At 50.7% G+C, this 16,796-nt stretch carries 18 protein-coding genes; 12 read left to right on the forward strand and 6 right to left on the reverse strand.

Annotation, left to right across the window (positions count from 1 at the left end; all coding sequences use genetic code 11):
- Positions 1 to 73: 73 nt before the first annotated feature.
- Positions 74 to 1,519: a metalloprotease TldD gene (gene tldD, locus EQY_RS0106745; RefSeq protein WP_000055924.1), complete on the forward strand. Its 1,446-nt coding sequence runs from the start codon at positions 74 to 76 to the stop codon at positions 1,517 to 1,519.
- A gap of 81 nt (positions 1,520 to 1,600) precedes the next feature.
- Here the strand turns inward: tldD and aaeR are convergent, their stop codons facing one another.
- Positions 1,601 to 2,530, reverse strand: a complete 930-nt coding sequence (gene aaeR, locus EQY_RS0106750) for an HTH-type transcriptional activator AaeR (protein ID WP_000440317.1) — start codon at positions 2,528 to 2,530, stop codon at positions 1,601 to 1,603.
- A gap of 182 nt (positions 2,531 to 2,712) precedes the next feature.
- On the opposite strand from aaeR, the gene aaeX reads away from it, so the two are divergent.
- The 4 genes from aaeX to EQY_RS0106770 all read left to right on the forward strand — a co-directional run bounded on the left by aaeX (position 2,713) and on the right by EQY_RS0106770 (position 6,193).
- A complete protein-coding gene (gene aaeX, locus EQY_RS0106755; RefSeq protein ID WP_000051841.1) occupies positions 2,713 to 2,916 on the forward strand; it encodes a p-hydroxybenzoic acid efflux pump operon protein AaeX in 204 nt (67 codons plus the stop codon).
- Positions 2,917 to 2,923: 7 nt separating this feature from the next.
- Positions 2,924 to 3,856 carry a p-hydroxybenzoic acid efflux pump subunit AaeA gene (gene aaeA / locus EQY_RS0106760; RefSeq protein ID WP_000854026.1) on the forward strand — a complete coding sequence of 311 codons (933 nt, stop codon included), beginning with the start codon at positions 2,924 to 2,926 and terminating at the stop codon, positions 3,854 to 3,856.
- A 5-nt stretch (positions 3,857 to 3,861) separates the two neighbouring features.
- The gene (gene aaeB, locus EQY_RS0106765) at positions 3,862 to 5,829 is read left to right on the forward strand and encodes a p-hydroxybenzoic acid efflux pump subunit AaeB (protein WP_000510934.1); all 1,968 of its coding nucleotides are present in this window, start codon (positions 3,862 to 3,864) and stop codon (positions 5,827 to 5,829) included.
- Positions 5,830 to 5,920: 91 nt separating this feature from the next.
- The gene (locus EQY_RS0106770) at positions 5,921 to 6,193 is read left to right on the forward strand and encodes a barstar family protein (protein WP_001029011.1); all 273 of its coding nucleotides are present in this window, start codon (positions 5,921 to 5,923) and stop codon (positions 6,191 to 6,193) included.
- 55 nt (positions 6,194 to 6,248) lie between these two features.
- Here EQY_RS0106770 and yhcN read toward each other — a convergent pair whose 3' ends face one another.
- Together yhcN and argR are read right to left on the reverse strand one after the other, a co-directional pair.
- Entirely contained in the window at positions 6,249 to 6,512 is a 264-nt protein-coding gene (gene yhcN / locus EQY_RS0106775; RefSeq protein WP_010345287.1) for a peroxide/acid stress response protein YhcN, read from the reverse strand.
- Between the two features lie 365 nt (positions 6,513 to 6,877).
- Positions 6,878 to 7,348, reverse strand: a complete 471-nt coding sequence (gene argR, locus EQY_RS0106780; protein ID WP_001257843.1) for a transcriptional regulator ArgR — start codon at positions 7,346 to 7,348, stop codon at positions 6,878 to 6,880.
- Positions 7,349 to 7,782: 434 nt separating this feature from the next.
- On the opposite strand from argR, the gene mdh reads away from it, so the two are divergent.
- The gene (gene mdh, locus EQY_RS0106785) at positions 7,783 to 8,721 is read left to right on the forward strand and encodes a malate dehydrogenase (RefSeq protein WP_001295272.1); all 939 of its coding nucleotides are present in this window, start codon (positions 7,783 to 7,785) and stop codon (positions 8,719 to 8,721) included.
- Positions 8,722 to 8,783: 62 nt separating this feature from the next.
- Here the strand turns inward: mdh and degS are convergent, their stop codons facing one another.
- From degS to zapG, 3 genes are all read right to left on the reverse strand, one after another.
- Positions 8,784 to 9,851: an outer membrane-stress sensor serine endopeptidase DegS gene (degS, locus tag EQY_RS0106790; RefSeq protein WP_000497715.1), complete on the reverse strand. Its 1,068-nt coding sequence runs from the start codon at positions 9,849 to 9,851 to the stop codon at positions 8,784 to 8,786.
- Positions 9,852 to 9,940: 89 nt separating this feature from the next.
- Positions 9,941 to 11,308 (reverse strand): serine endoprotease DegQ, encoded by a 1,368-nt coding sequence (degQ, locus tag EQY_RS0106795; RefSeq protein WP_000745039.1) that lies wholly within the window; start codon positions 11,306 to 11,308, stop codon positions 9,941 to 9,943.
- A 155-nt stretch (positions 11,309 to 11,463) separates the two neighbouring features.
- Positions 11,464 to 11,862, reverse strand: a complete 399-nt coding sequence (gene zapG / locus EQY_RS0106800) for a Z-ring associated protein ZapG (protein WP_010345273.1) — start codon at positions 11,860 to 11,862, stop codon at positions 11,464 to 11,466.
- A gap of 193 nt (positions 11,863 to 12,055) precedes the next feature.
- Between zapG and zapE the strand changes: the two genes are divergently transcribed.
- The 6 genes from zapE (at position 12,056) to nanR (ending at position 16,674) form a co-directional block, all read left to right on the forward strand.
- Positions 12,056 to 13,183 (forward strand): cell division protein ZapE, encoded by a 1,128-nt coding sequence (zapE, locus tag EQY_RS0106805; RefSeq protein WP_001192359.1) that lies wholly within the window; start codon positions 12,056 to 12,058, stop codon positions 13,181 to 13,183.
- Positions 13,184 to 13,401: 218 nt separating this feature from the next.
- Complete coding sequence (gene rplM / locus EQY_RS0106810; protein ID WP_024212445.1) at positions 13,402 to 13,830, forward strand: 50S ribosomal protein L13; 429 nt, start codon at positions 13,402 to 13,404, stop codon at positions 13,828 to 13,830.
- A gap of 15 nt (positions 13,831 to 13,845) precedes the next feature.
- Positions 13,846 to 14,238: a 30S ribosomal protein S9 gene (gene rpsI / locus EQY_RS0106815; protein WP_000829818.1), complete on the forward strand. Its 393-nt coding sequence runs from the start codon at positions 13,846 to 13,848 to the stop codon at positions 14,236 to 14,238.
- A gap of 394 nt (positions 14,239 to 14,632) precedes the next feature.
- Entirely contained in the window at positions 14,633 to 15,271 is a 639-nt protein-coding gene (gene sspA, locus EQY_RS0106820) for a stringent starvation protein SspA (protein WP_000257293.1), read from the forward strand.
- Between the two features lie 5 nt (positions 15,272 to 15,276).
- Positions 15,277 to 15,774 (forward strand): ClpXP protease specificity-enhancing factor, encoded by a 498-nt coding sequence (gene sspB / locus EQY_RS0106825; RefSeq protein WP_000366123.1) that lies wholly within the window; start codon positions 15,277 to 15,279, stop codon positions 15,772 to 15,774.
- Positions 15,775 to 15,891: 117 nt separating this feature from the next.
- On the forward strand, positions 15,892 to 16,674 hold the full coding sequence (gene nanR, locus EQY_RS0106830) for a transcriptional regulator NanR (protein WP_000990910.1): 783 nt from the start codon (positions 15,892 to 15,894) through the stop codon (positions 16,672 to 16,674).
- The last annotated feature ends 122 nt before the right edge of the window (positions 16,675 to 16,796 follow it).

A 16,796-nucleotide genomic window follows, 5' to 3' on the forward strand; every position in this document is an offset into this window, starting at 1 on the left:
GATAAGGCGTTCACGCCGCATCCGGCAGCCGTAAAAAATCCTCTACCGCAGTAACTAACGAGTAGCAAAAACGATGAGTCTGAACCTGGTAAGTGAACAATTGCTAGCGGCGAATGGCCTGAAACATCAGGACTTGTTCGCGATCCTCGGTCAACTGACCGAACGTCGCCTTGATTATGGCGATCTCTATTTTCAGTCGAGCTATCACGAATCCTGGGTTTTAGAAGACCGCATTATTAAAGATGGTTCTTACAACATCGATCAGGGCGTTGGCGTGCGTGCAATCAGCGGTGAAAAGACCGGATTTGCTTACGCTGACCAAATCAGCCTGCTGGCGCTGGAACAAAGTGCGCAAGCGGCGCGTACCATTGTGCGTGACAACGGCGATGGCAAAGTACAGACGCTGGGCGCGGTAGAGCATAGCCCGCTGTATACCTCGGTTGACCCGCTGCAAAGCATGAGCCGTGAAGAGAAGCTGGATATCCTGCGTCGTGTCGATAAGGTTGCTCGCGAAGCGGACAAGCGCGTACAGGAAGTGACTGCCAGCCTCAGTGGCGTCTATGAATTAATTCTGGTTGCGGCGACTGACGGCACGCTGGCAGCGGATGTGCGCCCTCTGGTGCGTCTTTCTGTGAGCGTTCTGGTCGAAGAAGATGGCAAACGCGAACGCGGCGCCAGTGGCGGCGGCGGTCGTTTTGGTTATGAGTTCTTCCTTGCCGATCTCGATGGCGAAGTCCGTGCGGATGCATGGGCAAAAGAAGCCGTGCGTATGGCGCTGGTCAATCTTTCTGCTGTTGCCGCACCTGCGGGCACCATGCCGGTAGTTCTCGGCGCTGGCTGGCCCGGCGTGCTGTTGCATGAAGCGGTCGGTCATGGCCTGGAAGGCGACTTCAACCGCCGTGGTACTTCAGTCTTTAGTGGACAGGTCGGGGAGCTGGTGGCTTCTGAACTGTGTACCGTGGTTGATGATGGCACGATGGTCGATCGCCGTGGTTCGGTAGCGATTGATGATGAAGGTACGCCAGGTCAGTACAATGTGCTGATTGAGAACGGCATCCTGAAAGGTTACATGCAGGATAAACTCAACGCGCGCTTAATGGGTATGAAGCCGACTGGCAATGGTCGCCGTGAATCGTACGCTCACCTGCCCATGCCGCGTATGACCAACACCTACATGCTGCCGGGTAAATCGACCCCGCAGGAAATTATTGAATCCGTTGAGTATGGCATCTATGCGCCGAACTTCGGTGGCGGCCAGGTGGATATCACCTCCGGCAAATTTGTCTTCTCCACCTCAGAAGCGTATCTGATTGAAAAGGGTAAAGTAACGAAGCCGGTGAAAGGCGCAACGTTGATTGGTTCCGGCATCGAAACCATGCAGCAGATTTCGATGGTGGGCAACGACCTGAAACTGGATAACGGCGTGGGTGTCTGCGGCAAAGAAGGGCAGAGTTTGCCGGTTGGCGTGGGTCAGCCGACGCTTAAAGTCGATAACCTGACCGTTGGCGGTACTGCGTAATCTATCCTGGCCGGTAAGCGTCGCATCAGGCATTGGTTGCCGGATGCGGCGTAAACGCCTTATCCGGCCTACGCACATGAATTACTTTTCTTTCCCGCGCCCGTGCATCTCCTGAAACAGCTTACCGACCTCAACAAAATAATCTGTCAGTGAGTTGATCACGACCTGCACCTTCAGTGGCAGCTTATCTTTTTCGGTATATAACGCATAAACCGGGCGTGGATCTGACTGGTAACGCGGCAGCAGGATCTCCAGTTCCCCGCGATTGATCTCGTTGATCACCCACATCAGCGGCACGTAGGCGATGCCGGCGCCTGCCGTCAGCCAGCGCACCAGCGTCATCGGATCATTTGTGACAAACCGTCCTTGCGGGATCAGTCGTGTTGAGATCCCTTCTGGCGCGATCAGTTCAAATTCATTGTCCGGGCGCACGCTGTATTCCAGCCATGAATGACTACTTAAATCGGCGGGTTTTTCTGGTATGCCGTATTGTGTGAGATAGCTTTTAGCTGCGCACACCACCATTGGCATCGCGCCCAGACGGCGGGAAAACAGGCTGGAATCCTGCAATGCGCCGACGCGGATCACCACATCCAGACCATCAGCGATCAGGTCGGGTGCAGGTATACCAGTGACCAGATTCACGCTCAGACCTGGGTACTCTTTCAGCATTTTTGCTGTCAGCCCGGCGAGAACATTTTGTGCCATAGTTGAAGAACAGCCAATGCGCAGCGTCCCGATGGGGGTGTTATTGAAGGCATACAATTGCTCATGGACATCCTGCACTTCATGGAGCATCCGACGGCAGCCCTGGTAGTAAATTCTACCGGCTTCAGTCAAGCCAATGCTGCGTGTGCTGCGGTTTAACAGCTTTACCTGCAACTCATCTTCCAGTTTTGACACCGTCTGACTGATGGACGAAACGCTCATCTGTAGCTGTCTGGCGGCGGCGGTAAAAGAGCCAAATTCAACTACTTTGGCAAACACCGACATGCGTTTTAGTCGTTCCATTATTCACTCTGACTTAAAAGTGATTTAGATCACATAATATAGATAACAGCATAACAGTTACGCTAATATATTAAATATCAATCTACAGCAATGTTGCTCTCGCCCGGCTTTCCATGCCCTTCTCTGCGGCGACAGATGCTGAAAATAATAACGCCTGCTCTCTCTATACAACCAAGGTCAACATGAGTCTGTTTCCCGTTATCGTGGTGTTTGGGCTGTCCTTCCCACCGATATTTTTCGAATTGCTTTTATCACTGGCGATTTTCTGGCTGGTGCGCCGGGTACTTGTGCCAACAGGTATCTACGACTTTGTCTGGCATCCGGCGTTGTTCAACACCGCGCTCTATTGCTGCTTGTTTTATTTGATATCGCGACTGTTCGTTTGAGGTTGAAGTGAAAACACTAATAAGAAAATTCTCCCGTACGGCCATCACGGTCGTATTAGTCATTCTGGCCTTCATCGCAATTTTTAATGCCTGGGTCTATTACACCGAATCCCCGTGGACGCGTGACGCACGCTTTAGCGCCGACGTCGTTGCGATCGCGCCGGACGTATCCGGACTCATTACTCAGGTAAATGTTCATGATAACCAGCTGGTGAAAAAAGGACAGGTACTGTTCACCATCGACCAGCCACGCTATCAAAAGGCGCTCGAGGAAGCGCAAGCCGATGTTGCTTATTATCAGGTGCTGGCACAGGAAAAACGCCAGGAGGCCGGACGTCGTAACCGTCTCGGCATACAGGCGATGTCTCGCGAAGAGATAGACCAGGCCAACAACGTACTACAAACGGTTCTGCATCAGTTAGCGAAAGCGCAGGCGACCCGCGATCTGGCAAAACTGGATCTTGAACGCACAGTGATCCGCGCACCGGCAGATGGCTGGGTGACCAATCTCAACGTCTATACCGGTGAGTTTATTACCCGTGGCTCAACGGCGGTTGCGCTGGTGAAACAGAACTCCTTCTATGTGCTGGCCTATATGGAAGAAACCAAGCTGGAAGGGGTGCGCCCTGGGTATCGCGCAGAGATCACGCCGCTTGGCAGCAACAAAGTGCTGAAAGGTACGGTTGATAGCGTCGCTGCCGGGGTCACCAACGCCAGCAGTACGCGCGATGATAAAGGAATGGCGACTATCGACTCTAACCTGGAGTGGGTGCGTCTGGCGCAACGAGTTCCGGTACGTATTCGTCTCGATAATCAGCAAGAGAACATCTGGCCTGCGGGCACCACCGCGACGGTGGTGGTCACTGGCAAACAGGATCGTGACGAAAGCCAGGATTCGTTCTTCCGTAAAATGGCTCATCGCCTGCGTGAGTTTGGTTAATCACGATGGGTATTTTCTCCATTGCTAACCAACATATTCGCTTTGCGGTAAAACTGGCGACCGCCATTGTGCTGGCGCTGTTTGTTGGCTTTCACTTTCAGCTGGAAACGCCACGCTGGGCGGTACTGACAGCGGCGATTGTTGCCGCCGGCCCGGCCTTTGCTGCTGGTGGCGAACCGTATTCTGGCGCTATTCGCTATCGTGGCTTTTTACGCATCATCGGCACATTTATCGGCTGTATTGCCGGGCTGGTGATCATTATTGCGATGATCCGCGCCCCTTTGCTGATGATTCTGGTGTGCTGTATCTGGGCCGGTTTTTGTACCTGGATTTCTTCACTGGTACGAATAGAGAACTCCTATGCGTGGGGACTGGCTGGTTATACCGCGCTGATCATTGTGATCACCATTCAGCCGGAACCGTTGCTGACGCCGCAGTTTGCCGTCGAACGTTGTAGTGAGATCGTTATCGGTATTGTGTGTGCGATTATGGCGGATCTGCTCTTTTCTCCGCGATCGATCAAACAAGAAGTGGATCGGGAGCTGGAAAGTTTGTTGGTCGCGCAATATCAATTAATGCAACTCTGTATCAAGCATGGCGATGGCGAAGTTGTCGATAAAGCCTGGGGCGACCTGGTTCGACGCACCACGGCGCTACAAGGTATGCGCAGCAACCTGAATATGGAATCTTCCCGTTGGGCGCGAGCCAATCGACGTTTAAAAGCGATCAATACGCTATCGTTGACGTTGATTACCCAGTCCTGCGAAACCTATTTGATTCAGAATTCGCGCCCGGAATTGATCACTGATACTTTCCGCGAATTTTTTGACACACCGGTAGAAACCGCGCAGGACGTCCACAAGCAGCTCAAACGCCTGCGAAGAGTTATTGCCTGGACCGGGGAACGGGAAACACCTGTCACCATTTATAGCTGGGTCGCGGCGGCAACACGTTATCAATTGCTCAAACGCGGTGTTATCAGTAATACAAAAATCAACGCCACCGAAGAAGAGATCCTGCAAGGCGAGCCGGAAGTAAAAGTTGAGTCAGCCGAACGTCATCATGCGATGGTTAACTTCTGGCGAACCACACTTTCCTGCATTCTGGGCACGCTTTTCTGGCTGTGGACGGGTTGGACTTCCGGCAGTGGCGCAATGGTGATGATTGCGGTAGTGACGTCACTGGCGATGCGTTTGCCGAATCCACGCATGGTGGCGATCGACTTTATCTACGGGACGCTGGCGGCGTTGCCGTTAGGGCTGCTCTACTTTTTGGTGATTATCCCAAATACCCAACAGAGTATGTTGCTGCTGTGTATCAGCCTTGCCGTGCTGGGATTCTTCCTTGGCATTGAAGTACAGAAACGGCGACTGGGTTCAATGGGGGCGCTGGCCAGCACCATCAATATTATCGTGCTGGATAACCCGATGACGTTCCATTTCAGTCAGTTTCTCGACAGCGCATTAGGGCAAATCGTTGGCTGTGTATTGGCGTTTATTGTTATTCTGTTAGTGCGGGATAAATCACGCGACAGAACCGGACGCGTATTGCTTAATCAATTTGTTTCTGCTGCTGTTTCCGCGATGACCACCAATGTCGCGCGTCGTAAAGAGAACCATCTTCCGGCACTTTATCAGCAGTTGTTTTTGCTGATGAATAAATTTCCCGGAGATTTGCCGAAATTTCGCCTGGCGCTGACGATGATTATCGCGCACCAGCGCCTGCGTGATGCGCCGATCCCGGTTAACGAGGATTTATCGGCGTTTCACCGACAAATGCGCCGCACAGCAGACCATGTGATATCTGCCCGTAGCGATGATAAACGTCGTCGGTACTTTGGCCAGTTGCTGGAAGAACTGGAAATCTACCAGGAAAAGCTACGCATCTGGCAAGCGCCACCGCAGGTGACGGAACCGGTGCATCGGCTTACCGGTATGCTCCATAAGTATCAACATGCGCTGACCGATAGTTAAGTTAAAACCGACGCCAAAAGCGTCGGTTTTTTCATGTCTATACTTAGCGATGAACGGCAGAACTCGCCGCGAAACGTGACGGTGGCAACAGATGAATATCTATACATTTGATTTTGATGAGATTGAGAGTCAGGAGGATTTTTATCGCGACTTTAGCCAAACCTTTGGCTTGGCGAAAGATAAGGTACGCGATCTCGACTCTCTATGGGATGTGTTAATGAATGATGTCCTGCCGCTACCGCTGGAGATCGAATTCGTTCATCTGGGAGAGAAAATGCGTCGCCGTTTTGGCGCGTTAATATTGCTGTTTGATGAGGCAGAGGAAGAGCTGGAAGGGCATTTGCGTTTTAATGTTCGTCATTAGCGCAAAAAAAAGCCCCCGAACCGGGGGCAATATCGTCGGACAAGACGATGAGGGTTTATTTGTACAGTTCAGCCGTAGCGTGCCAGGTGTCACCGCTACGAGCTTCAGTAATCTGGTAGGCCGTTGCGCCTTTTTCTTCCGCTTTTTTATTCAACATTTCACGCATATCCATCGGCGAAGACGCCACCCCGCTGACGGACACTGTACCGATAGCTTCACGGTTTTGCGCTTGTGCAGCATTAATGGAATCGGCAGCGAAGGCACCGAAAGAGAGAACAGAAAGTACGCTTAATACAGCAACAGTGGTTTTGATTTTCATGATTTTTACCTCGACATAATCTTTTAGCTGGGCCTTTGTTTCGTGACCCATATCACAAAATCAAGTATACACTAATTATTTAGCTAATTAATACCACGCTAACTGTTTCTATTGGATTTAAAGTGTTAAAAATATTAATTTTTATAACAAAGTGGAATTAAAAACATAGGGCACCATTATAAATGTCATTAATTTCAATATGATATCTTTTTTTTGCATAATGTGCGATTATTACCCTATGTATTCGATATGTGAATGTTTTGTCGCAGCAAAGCGCACTATTCGTTAATAGATGACAGGGGAAAGCAGGGGGATAAGAGGCAAATGCAGCATTTTTCCCGCCGCCAGAAGCGGCGGGGTAGAGATTAAAGCTCCTGGTCGAACAGCTCTAAAATCGCTTCGTACAGGTCTTTGACGGTAAAACCTTTAGCAGGGGTGGTAAAGATGGTGTCATCACCGGCAATGGTGCCAAGAATACCTTCTGCTTTGCCCAGAGAGTCCAGCAGACGCGCAATTAATTGTGCCGCGCCAGGGCTGGTATGAATCACCACAACAGCGTCATTGTAGTCGATATCCAGCACCAGATTTTTCAGCGGACTGGAGGTGGTTGGTACGCCCAGTTCAGCTGGTAGGCAGTAAACCATTTCCATCTTGGCATTGCGGGTACGTACAGCACCAAACTTGGTTAACATCCGCGAGACTTTAGACTGGTTAATATTGTCAAAGCCTTGCTCCTGCAATGCGGCGACGATTTCGCCCTGGGAGCTAAATTTCTCTTCTTTAAGTAACGCTTTAAACGCTTTAACTAATTCTTCTTGCTTAGCCGAGCTTCGCATAAGTCACCCGATATGGTGGTTGATACAACATTATTGTGCATACAGATGAATTTTTATGCAAACAGTCTGCCCTGGAGAAGGCTGAAATAATGTTATGAAAGAGCGGGATTTTATCAAATTTCGTTATTGAGAAACATGCCTGCGTCACGGCATGTAAATTTCGCTTAAAAGTAAATTAATTGTTATCAAAATGATGTTGTTTTGGCTGAACGGTAGGGTATATTGTCACCACCTGTTGGAATGTTGCCCTAATGCATAAGCGACTGTTAATTACGTAAGTTAGCTCCCTGATTACGTCAATTAAATGCATAAACGCCAAATTTGCGTGACTACACATTCTTGAGAAGTGGTCATTGTAAACAGGGAATTTGTGGATTAAGGTCGCGGCAGCGGAGCAACATATCTTAGTTTATCAATATAATAAGGAGTTTAGGATGAAAGTCGCAGTCCTCGGCGCTGCTGGTGGTATCGGCCAGGCGCTTGCACTACTGTTAAAAACCCAACTGCCTTCAGGTTCAGAACTCTCCCTGTATGATATCGCTCCAGTCACTCCCGGTGTGGCCGTCGACCTGAGCCATATCCCTACTGCTGTGAAAATCAAAGGTTTTTCTGGTGAAGATGCGACCCCTGCTCTGGAAGGCGCAGATGTCGTTCTTATTTCTGCAGGTGTTGCGCGTAAACCGGGTATGGATCGTTCTGACCTGTTTAACGTTAACGCCGGTATCGTGAAAAACCTGGTACAGCAAGTTGCGAAAACTTGCCCGAAAGCGTGCATTGGTATTATCACTAACCCGGTGAACACCACTGTGGCTATCGCTGCAGAAGTGCTGAAAAAAGCCGGTGTTTATGACAAAAACAAACTGTTCGGCGTTACCACGCTGGATATCATTCGTTCCAACACCTTTGTTGCGGAACTGAAAGGCAAACAGCCGGGCGAAGTTGAAGTGCCGGTTATTGGCGGTCACTCTGGTGTTACCATTCTGCCGCTGCTGTCTCAGGTTCCTGGCGTAAGCTTCACCGAACAAGAAGTGGCTGATTTGACCAAACGTATCCAGAACGCGGGTACTGAAGTGGTTGAAGCGAAAGCCGGTGGCGGGTCTGCAACCCTGTCTATGGGCCAGGCCGCTGCACGTTTTGGTCTGTCTCTGGTTCGCGCACTGCAGGGCGAACAAGGCGTTGTAGAATGTGCCTACGTTGAAGGCGACGGTCAGTACGCACGTTTCTTCTCTCAACCGTTGCTGCTGGGTAAAAACGGCGTGGAAGAGCGTAAATCTATCGGCACCCTGAGCGCATTTGAACAGAACGCGCTGGAAGGTATGCTGGATACGCTGAAGAAAGATATCGCCCTGGGCGAAGAATTCGTTAATAAGTAATTGATTAGCGGATAATAAAAAACCGGAGCACAGACTCCGGTTTTTTATTTTGAGCGCACGACTTAATTAGTCGCTGGATATTCCTGAATGGTGACCTGCAACGTTAGCTGCTTATCGTCACGCATCACTACAACTGGGATCACTGAGCCAGGTCGGATTTCCGCAACCTGATCCATCGTCTCCAGTGCGGAGATGGCTGGTTTGTTATCCACAGAGATAATCAGATCGTTGACCTGGATACCCGCATTCGCCGCCGGACCATCAGGTGACACTTCGTTAACCACAATTCCTTGCAGTTGATCGATACCGCCGCCCTGCGCGTGCAGAGGTGCGATTTCTCGTCCACCAATGCCAATGTATCCACGGATCACGCGACCATCGCGGATCAGCTTATCCATAATTTTGGTTGCTAACTGGAAAGGAATCGCAAAGCCGATACCTTCCGGCGTTTCGCCATCGTTACTCTTATCAAACGACAGCGTGTTGATGCCCATCAGTTCTCCCAGCGAGTTCACCAGCGCGCCGCCGGAGTTACCGTGGTTAATGGAAGCATCGGTTTGCAGGAAGTTTTGCCGCCCGGTCGGGTTCAGGCCGATTCGACCTGTGGCACTGATAATGCCCTGGGTAATGGTCTGCCCAAGGTTATACGGGTTACCGATCGCCAGCACCACATCGCCAATGTGCGGTACGCGTCGTGAATTGATAGGAATAGTGGGTAAACCACCAGTGGCATTAATTTTAAGCACCGCCAGATCGGTTAGAGAGTCAGATCCCACCAGTAATGCTTCAAAAACACGACCATCCTGTAAGGCGACGATGATCTGATCGGCGTCGTTGATCACGTGTTTATTGGTGATGATATAACCGCGTTGATCCATGATCACGCCAGATCCCAGTGTACGGATCTCAAGCTGGTTGTGTGAGGCGGTGTTCAAACCACGGTTATAAACGTTGACTACCGCTGGCGCGGCGCGGCGAACCGCCAGATTATAGCTGGCAGGCGTCTCATCGGTACTGTCGAATTGCGGTGTGGAAAGCGGGTTAATGCTGCGCAGCGAAGGCATGGCAACCAGCAGAATAGCGCCGACAATTAATCCAATCGCAACGGAACGTAAGAGCTTCACAAACATGATGGAGGCGTCATTAAAAAAGGGAACGGCAGCAGCATACCACGAGTTAACCGGACATCACACGTCAGCCTGATGCCCGGTTTACGACATTAACGCATTAGCAGGTAAATGCTCTCATTGCCACGTACGATCTGCAGGGCGATGATGGCCGGTTTTGTCGCCAGCACTTTGCGCATTTCAGCGATCGAATTCACCCGATCGCGGTTGACGCCAATGATCACATCATCTTTTTGCAAGCCAGCCTGAGCGGCGGGGCTTCCTTTGACAACCTCATCGATCTTAATACCTTTGCCGCCATCTTTTAGCTGACCGTCACTCAACGTCGCGCCTTCCAGCGCAGGTGTGATCATCTCGGCACTGGCTGACGATGAGGTGCTGGTATCGAGCGTCACTTCTACTTCCAGCGGTTTGCCGTTACGCAGCAGGCCGAGTTTCACTTTCGTGCCCGGCTCGGTGGTCGCGATACGAGAACGCAACTCAGCAAAGCTATTCAGCGGTTTGCCGTTGAGACTGGTAATAATATCGCCTGCTTTCACGCCTGCTTTTGCCGAGCCAGAACCTGGCAGCACTTCGCTGACAAACGCGCCGCGCTGAACGTCTAAATTAAATGCTTTGGCGATATCGGCACTCATTTCGGTGCCTTTAATGCCTAACAGGCCGCGTTTGATTTCACCAAAGTCGATAAGTTGCTGCGCCAGGGTACGCGCCATATTACTCGGAATGGCAAAACCAATTCCTACGCTACCGCCGCCCGGGGCAAGGATTGCGGTGTTGATGCCAATTAATTCACCGTTAAGGTTTAACAGTGCACCGCCGGAGTTACCACGGTTAATAGAGGCATCGGTCTGAATAAAGTTTTCCAGACCTTCGAGATTTAACCCGCTGCGGCCTAATGCGGAAACAATCCCGGAGGTGGCGGTTTGCCCAAGACCAAACGGGTTGCCGACCGCGACGGCAAAATCACCGACGCGCAGTTTATCGGAGTCGGCAATGGCAATTTGCGTTAATTTGCCGGGATTCTGAATTTGCAACAGGGCAATATCGCTCTGCTCATCACCGCCAATCAGCTTCGCATCAAACTCACGCCCGTCATTGAGCTGAATACTGATTTTCTGTGCCTGATTAATGACGTGATTGTTGGTCAGCACATAACCTTTATTGGCATTGATTATGACGCCGGAACCTAAACCTTCGAAAGGTTGCGCAGGCTGATCCGGTAAATCATCACCAAAAAACTTTTTGAATTCTTCCGGAATTTTCTGCTCCTGGCTGGCGGTTCCTTCGACTCGAACACTGACCACTGCGGGAAGCACTTTTTCCAGCATCGGCGCCAGACTGGGCAGTGGCGCTTGACCGGCAACCTGGCCGGGAATCGATGCGATGGCCTGAAACGGCGCCGAGAGAGTTAACCCGACACTTAACGCTAATGCACTCAACAGCTGGGTTTGCTTTTTCATTATTCCTGCTCTCGTACCTGAATGATAAGAAAAAGAGATTCAAAACAGTTTGATGTTATTGAATTTTCAGATGGTAAACAATGAGACACCAGATTAAATGATAGTCGGGGGAAGAAGAGAAGAGGAGGGCGCAATGGCTGCGCCCGCAAAATAAATTAGTCGCGCTTCGCGCCGGTACGTAACAGGCCGGATGCGCCTTCAGAATAGTCACGCGGCATCTGCACCGGAGCCTGATCGTTGCTGGCTTCAGATTCTGCCAGACGATTGCGGAACGGGTTGGCTTCAGCAGACAGTTCCGGCAGCAGGCTGCTGGAGCTTTTCGCCATGTGTTGATACAGCTGGCGATAGTCGTGCGCCATGGTATCCAGTAATTCCGCGCTGCGGGCAAAGTGGTTAACCAGCTCTTCGCGATACTCGTCCAGTTCAGCTTTATTTTTTTCAAGTTCGTACTGCAACGCCTGTTGCTGGCGCAGTTTACGATTACCAAAACGCATGGCCACAGCACCAATAATGATGCCGACGACTAACCCAATTAGCGCATATTCCCAGGTCATGAACATCTCCCGTTGTCTTTTGTTTCCGTAGGGTGTTGGCTTCAGGCTCCATGCCTGCGGCTGATTATGCCACTATAACCGTTAATTCCACAGAAGTGGAATCCCGACTGCATATCGCGTAGTGTAGAACGGCCTTTTTTTCGTCAACCGTGAACAACGGCACACCGATTATTCAAGGAATAACAAGAACATCATGCAAAGCGTTACCCCAACATCGCAATACCTGAAGGCGCTCAATGAAGGCAGCCATCAACCCGACGACGTACAAAAAGAGGCCGTCAGTCGGCTGGAGATTATCTACCAGGAATTAATCAACAGCACGCCGCCAGTCGCCAGGGCTAGCGGGCTAATGGCACGGGTCGGGAAACTGTGGGGGAAGCGCGAAGATACAAGCAACGCGCCGGTGCGTGGCTTATATATGTGGGGCGGTGTAGGGCGTGGAAAAACCTGGTTGATGGATCTTTTCTATCAAAGCTTGCCGGGAGAGCGAAAACAGCGGCTGCATTTTCACCGTTTTATGCTGCGGGTGCATGAAGAATTAACCGCATTGCAAGGGCAGAGCGATCCGCTGGAAATTATTGCCGATCGCTTTAAAGCCGAAACTGACGTGCTCTGTTTTGACGAATTTTTTGTTTCTGATATTACCGACGCCATGCTGCTGGGTGGCCTGATGAAAGCATTGTTTGCTCGCGGCATAACGCTGGTGGCGACGTCAAATATTCCACCGGATGAGCTTTATCGCAATGGCCTGCAACGTGCGCGTTTTCTTCCTGCAATTGATGCCATTAAACAGTATTGTGATGTTATGAACGTGGACGCCGGTGTTGATTATCGGCTGCGTACCCTTACTCAGGCGCATCTGTGGCTGTCGCCGCTTAATGATGAAACGCGTGAGCAGATGGATAAGCTGTGGCTGGCGCTGGCAGGTGCAAAACGAGAACAAGCCCCTACGCTGGAAATCAATCATCGACCGCTGGCGACTATGGGCGTAGAAAACCAGACGCTGGCGGTGTCATTTACCACGCTGTGCGTTGATGCCCGCAGCCAGCATGACTATATTGCGCTCTCACGTCTGTTTCACACGGTGATGTTGTTTGATGTGCCCGTCATGACGCGGTTGATGGAGAGTGAAGCGCGGCGTTTCATTGCGCTGGTGGATGAATTTTACGAGCGCCATGTCAAGCTGGTGGTGAGCGCGGAAGTACCTTTGTATGAGATTTATCAGGGCGAGCGGCTGAAGTTTGAGTTCCAGCGTTGCCTGTCACGTCTGCAAGAGATGCAAAGCGAAGAGTATTTGAAGCGCGAGCATTTGGCGGGTTAAAACCTGTCACAAATCACAAAAAGGGGTCGATCTTTGACCCCGACTTCTCTATAATCTTGCGACCCCACGTTACAAGAAAGTTTTTTTCCCAAAACTTTTTGTGTGCTGGCATAGGCTATTCGAAGGGGTAGGTTTGCCGGACTTTGTCGTGTGAACCTCAACAATTGAAGACGTTTGGGTGTTCACCAACGTGTAACTATTTATTGGGTAAGCTTTTAATGAAAACTTTTACAGCTAAACCAGAAACCGTAAAACGCGACTGGTATGTTGTTGACGCGGCCGGTAAAACTCTGGGTCGTCTGGCTTCCGAACTGGCTCTGCGCCTGCGCGGTAAGCATAAAGCGGAATACACTCCGCACGTAGATACTGGTGATTACATCATCGTTCTGAACGCTGACAAAGTTGCTGTAACCGGCAACAAGCGTACTGACAAAGTGTACTATCATCACACCGGTCACATCGGTGGTATCAAACAAGCGACCTTTGAAGAGATGATTGCTCGCCGTCCTGAGCGTGTGATTGAAATCGCGGTTAAAGGCATGTTGCCAAAAGGCCCGCTGGGTCGTGCTATGTTCCGTAAACTGAAAGTTTACGCGGGTAACGAGCACAACCACGCGGCACAGCAACCGCAAGTTCTTGACATCTAATCGGGATTATAGGCAATGGCTGAAAATCAATACTACGGCACTGGTCGCCGCAAAAGTTCCGCAGCTCGCGTTTTCATCAAACCGGGCAACGGCAAAATCGTTATCAACCAACGTTCTCTGGAACAGTACTTCGGTCGTGAAACTGCCCGCATGGTAGTTCGTCAGCCGCTGGAACTGGTCGACATGGTTGAGAAACTGGATCTGTACATCACCGTTAAAGGTGGTGGTATCTCTGGTCAGGCTGGTGCGATCCGTCACGGTATCACCCGCGCTCTGATGGAGTACGACGAGTCCCTGCGTTCTGAACTGCGTAAAGCTGGCTTCGTTACTCGTGACGCTCGTCAGGTTGAACGTAAGAAAGTCGGTCTGCGTAAAGCACGTCGTCGTCCGCAGTTCTCCAAACGTTAATTGCTTTCTGCTCCGGCAGAATACAATTTGCGAAAAAAACCCGCTTCGGCGGGTTTTTTTATGGCTAAAATCTGAATCAGCGTAAAAATGGAAAGGTGCTTTTTGCTACCGCCTGACAGGCAGGTAAAACAAAAACAACATCGCCGATAAGGGATTAAGTCAACCATTTCAGACTAAAGCGCATCTCTTTTTCCCCATTTCTGGTATCGACTTACCACAAAGGTCGCAAAATCTGGTAAACTATCATCCAATTTTCTGCCCAAATGTCGGGTATTGCTCATTTTTTGTTTGATTTTCGAACAAAGAGAGTCGTTCCTTACTGGGTAACATAACTTCTGACTGGCCACCTGGTGGCTGGTAGCAGTAAAAATTCTGACTATACCTGGAGGTTTTCATGGCTGTCGCTGCCAACAAACGTTCGGTAATGACGCTGTTTTCCGGTCCTACTGACATCTATAGCCATCAGGTCCGCATTGTGCTGGCTGAGAAAGGTGTAAGTTTCGAGATCGAACACGTGGAAAAGGACAATCCGCCTCAGGATCTGATTGACCTCAACCCGAATCAGAGCGTTCCGACCCTGGTGGATCGTGAACTGACCCTGTGGGAATCTCGCATCATTATGGAATATCTGGATGAGCGTTTCCCGCATCCGCCACTGATGCCTGTTTACCCGGTAGCTCGCGGTGAAAGCCGTCTGTACATGCACCGTATCGAAAAAGACTGGTACACGCTGATGAACACCATCATCAACGGTTCAGCCTCTGAAGCCGATGCCGCACGTAAGCAACTGCGCGAAGAACTGCTGGCGATTGCGCCGGTCTTCGGTCAGAAGCCGTACTTCCTGAGCGATGAGTTCAGCCTGGTCGATTGCTACCTTGCTCCGCTGCTGTGGCGTCTGCCGCAACTGGGCATCGAGTTTAGCGGCCCGGGTGCGAAAGAGCTGAAAGGCTATATGACCCGCGTCTTTGAGCGTGACTCTTTCCTTGCTTCTTTAACTGAAGCAGAACGTGAAATGCGTCTGGGCCGGAGTTAATCTGTATGGATTTGTCACAGCTAACACCACGTCGTCCCTATCTGCTGCGTGCATTCTATGAGTGGTTGCTGGATAACCAGCTCACGCCGCACCTGGTGGTGGATGTGACGCTCCCTGGCGTGCAGGTTCCTATGGAATATGCACGTGATGGGCAAATCGTACTCAACATTGCGCCGCGTGCGGTTGGCAATCTGGAACTGGCGAATGATGAAGTGCGTTTTAACGCGCGCTTTGGTGGCATTCCGCGTCAGGTTTCAGTACCGCTGGCTGCCGTGCTGGCTATCTACGCCCGCGAAAATGGCGCAGGAACAATGTTCGAGCCTGAAGCTGCCTACGATGAAGATGCCAGTATCATGAATGATGATGAAGCGTCGGCAGATAATGAAACCGTTATGTCGGTTATTGATGGCGATAAGCCCGATCACGATGATGACCATCATCCTGACGATGAACCGCCACAGCCTCCACGCGGTGGACGCCCGGCATTGCGGGTTGTGAAATAAATGATAAACAGGCCCATGTGGCCTGTTTTGCTATCTACCTTCTTTTCGCCTGATTTTAATACTGTGTTACGATAACTTCGCTATTATCCGTCAACATATTTTCCCAGAAAGAGCTCTATGAACGCATTTGATCCGCAAGCAGAAGATTCTCCGGCTACTATCGGTCGTAACTTGCGTCGTCGTCCACTGGCGCGCAAAAAACTCTCCGAAATGGTGGAGGAAGAGCTGGAGCAGATGATCCGCCGTCGTGAATTTGGCGAAGGTGAGCAACTGCCTTCTGAACGCGAACTTATGGCGTTCTTTAACGTTGGGCGTCCTTCGGTACGTGAAGCGTTGGCGGCGTTAAAGCGCAAAGGTCTGGTACAAATTAATAATGGTGAACGCGCTCGTGTCTCGCGTCCTTCTGCGGACACCATCATCGGCGAGCTTTCCGGCATGGCAAAAGATTTTCTTTCCCATCCTGGCGGGATAGCCCATTTCGAACAGTTACGTCTGTTCTTTGAGTCCAGCCTGGTGCGCTATGCGGCTGAACATGCCACCGATGAACAAATTGATTTGCTGGCCAAAGCACTGGAAATCAACAGTCAGTCGCTGGATAACAACGCCGCGTTTATTCGTTCAGATGTTGATTTCCACCGTGTGCTGGCAGAGATCCCTGGGAACCCGATCTTTATGGCGATCCACGTTGCTCTGCTCGACTGGCTGATCGCCGCCCGTCCGACAGTCGCCGATCAGGCGCTGCACGAGCATAACAACGTTAGTTATCAGCAGCATATTGCGATCGTTGATGCGATCCGTCGTCACGATCCCGATGAAGCCGATCGCGCATTGCAATCGCACCTCAACAGCGTTTCTGCCACCTGGCACGCCTTCGGTCAAACCACTAACAAAAAAAAATAATGCCACTTTAGTGAAGCAGATCGCATTATAAGCGTTCTGTATGATGTGTTGCTTATTTGATCTGGTATAACAGGTATAAAGGTATATCGTTTTTAACAGGCAAGCATCACTTCAGAGGTATT

The organism is Escherichia sp. TW14182, assembly GCF_000208525.1.
In the GTDB taxonomy this organism is placed as follows: domain Bacteria; phylum Pseudomonadota; class Gammaproteobacteria; order Enterobacterales; family Enterobacteriaceae; genus Escherichia; species Escherichia ruysiae.

What these genes read in the sequence shown, in the direction of transcription:
- tldD (WP_000055924.1), top strand. Translation starts at nt 74, where the DNA reads ATGAGTCTGAACCTGGTAAGTGAACAATTGCTAGCGGCGAATGGCCTG.
- aaeR (WP_000440317.1), bottom strand. Translation starts at nt 2,530, where the DNA reads ATGGAACGACTAAAACGCATGTCGGTGTTTGCCAAAGTAGTTGAATTT.
- aaeX (WP_000051841.1), top strand. Translation starts at nt 2,713, where the DNA reads ATGAGTCTGTTTCCCGTTATCGTGGTGTTTGGGCTGTCCTTCCCACCG.
- aaeB (WP_000510934.1), top strand. Translation starts at nt 3,862, where the DNA reads ATGGGTATTTTCTCCATTGCTAACCAACATATTCGCTTTGCGGTAAAA.
- EQY_RS0106770 (WP_001029011.1), top strand. Translation starts at nt 5,921, where the DNA reads ATGAATATCTATACATTTGATTTTGATGAGATTGAGAGTCAGGAGGAT.
- yhcN (WP_010345287.1), bottom strand. Translation starts at nt 6,512, where the DNA reads ATGAAAATCAAAACCACTGTTGCTGTATTAAGCGTACTTTCTGTTCTC.
- argR (WP_001257843.1), bottom strand. Translation starts at nt 7,348, where the DNA reads ATGCGAAGCTCGGCTAAGCAAGAAGAATTAGTTAAAGCGTTTAAAGCG.
- mdh (WP_001295272.1), top strand. Translation starts at nt 7,783, where the DNA reads ATGAAAGTCGCAGTCCTCGGCGCTGCTGGTGGTATCGGCCAGGCGCTT.
- degS (WP_000497715.1), bottom strand. Translation starts at nt 9,851, where the DNA reads ATGTTTGTGAAGCTCTTACGTTCCGTTGCGATTGGATTAATTGTCGGC.
- degQ (WP_000745039.1), bottom strand. Translation starts at nt 11,308, where the DNA reads ATGAAAAAGCAAACCCAGCTGTTGAGTGCATTAGCGTTAAGTGTCGGG.
- zapG (WP_010345273.1), bottom strand. Translation starts at nt 11,862, where the DNA reads ATGACCTGGGAATATGCGCTAATTGGGTTAGTCGTCGGCATCATTATT.
- zapE (WP_001192359.1), top strand. Translation starts at nt 12,056, where the DNA reads ATGCAAAGCGTTACCCCAACATCGCAATACCTGAAGGCGCTCAATGAA.
- rplM (WP_024212445.1), top strand. Translation starts at nt 13,402, where the DNA reads ATGAAAACTTTTACAGCTAAACCAGAAACCGTAAAACGCGACTGGTAT.
- rpsI (WP_000829818.1), top strand. Translation starts at nt 13,846, where the DNA reads ATGGCTGAAAATCAATACTACGGCACTGGTCGCCGCAAAAGTTCCGCA.
- sspA (WP_000257293.1), top strand. Translation starts at nt 14,633, where the DNA reads ATGGCTGTCGCTGCCAACAAACGTTCGGTAATGACGCTGTTTTCCGGT.
- sspB (WP_000366123.1), top strand. Translation starts at nt 15,277, where the DNA reads ATGGATTTGTCACAGCTAACACCACGTCGTCCCTATCTGCTGCGTGCA.
- nanR (WP_000990910.1), top strand. Translation starts at nt 15,892, where the DNA reads ATGAACGCATTTGATCCGCAAGCAGAAGATTCTCCGGCTACTATCGGT.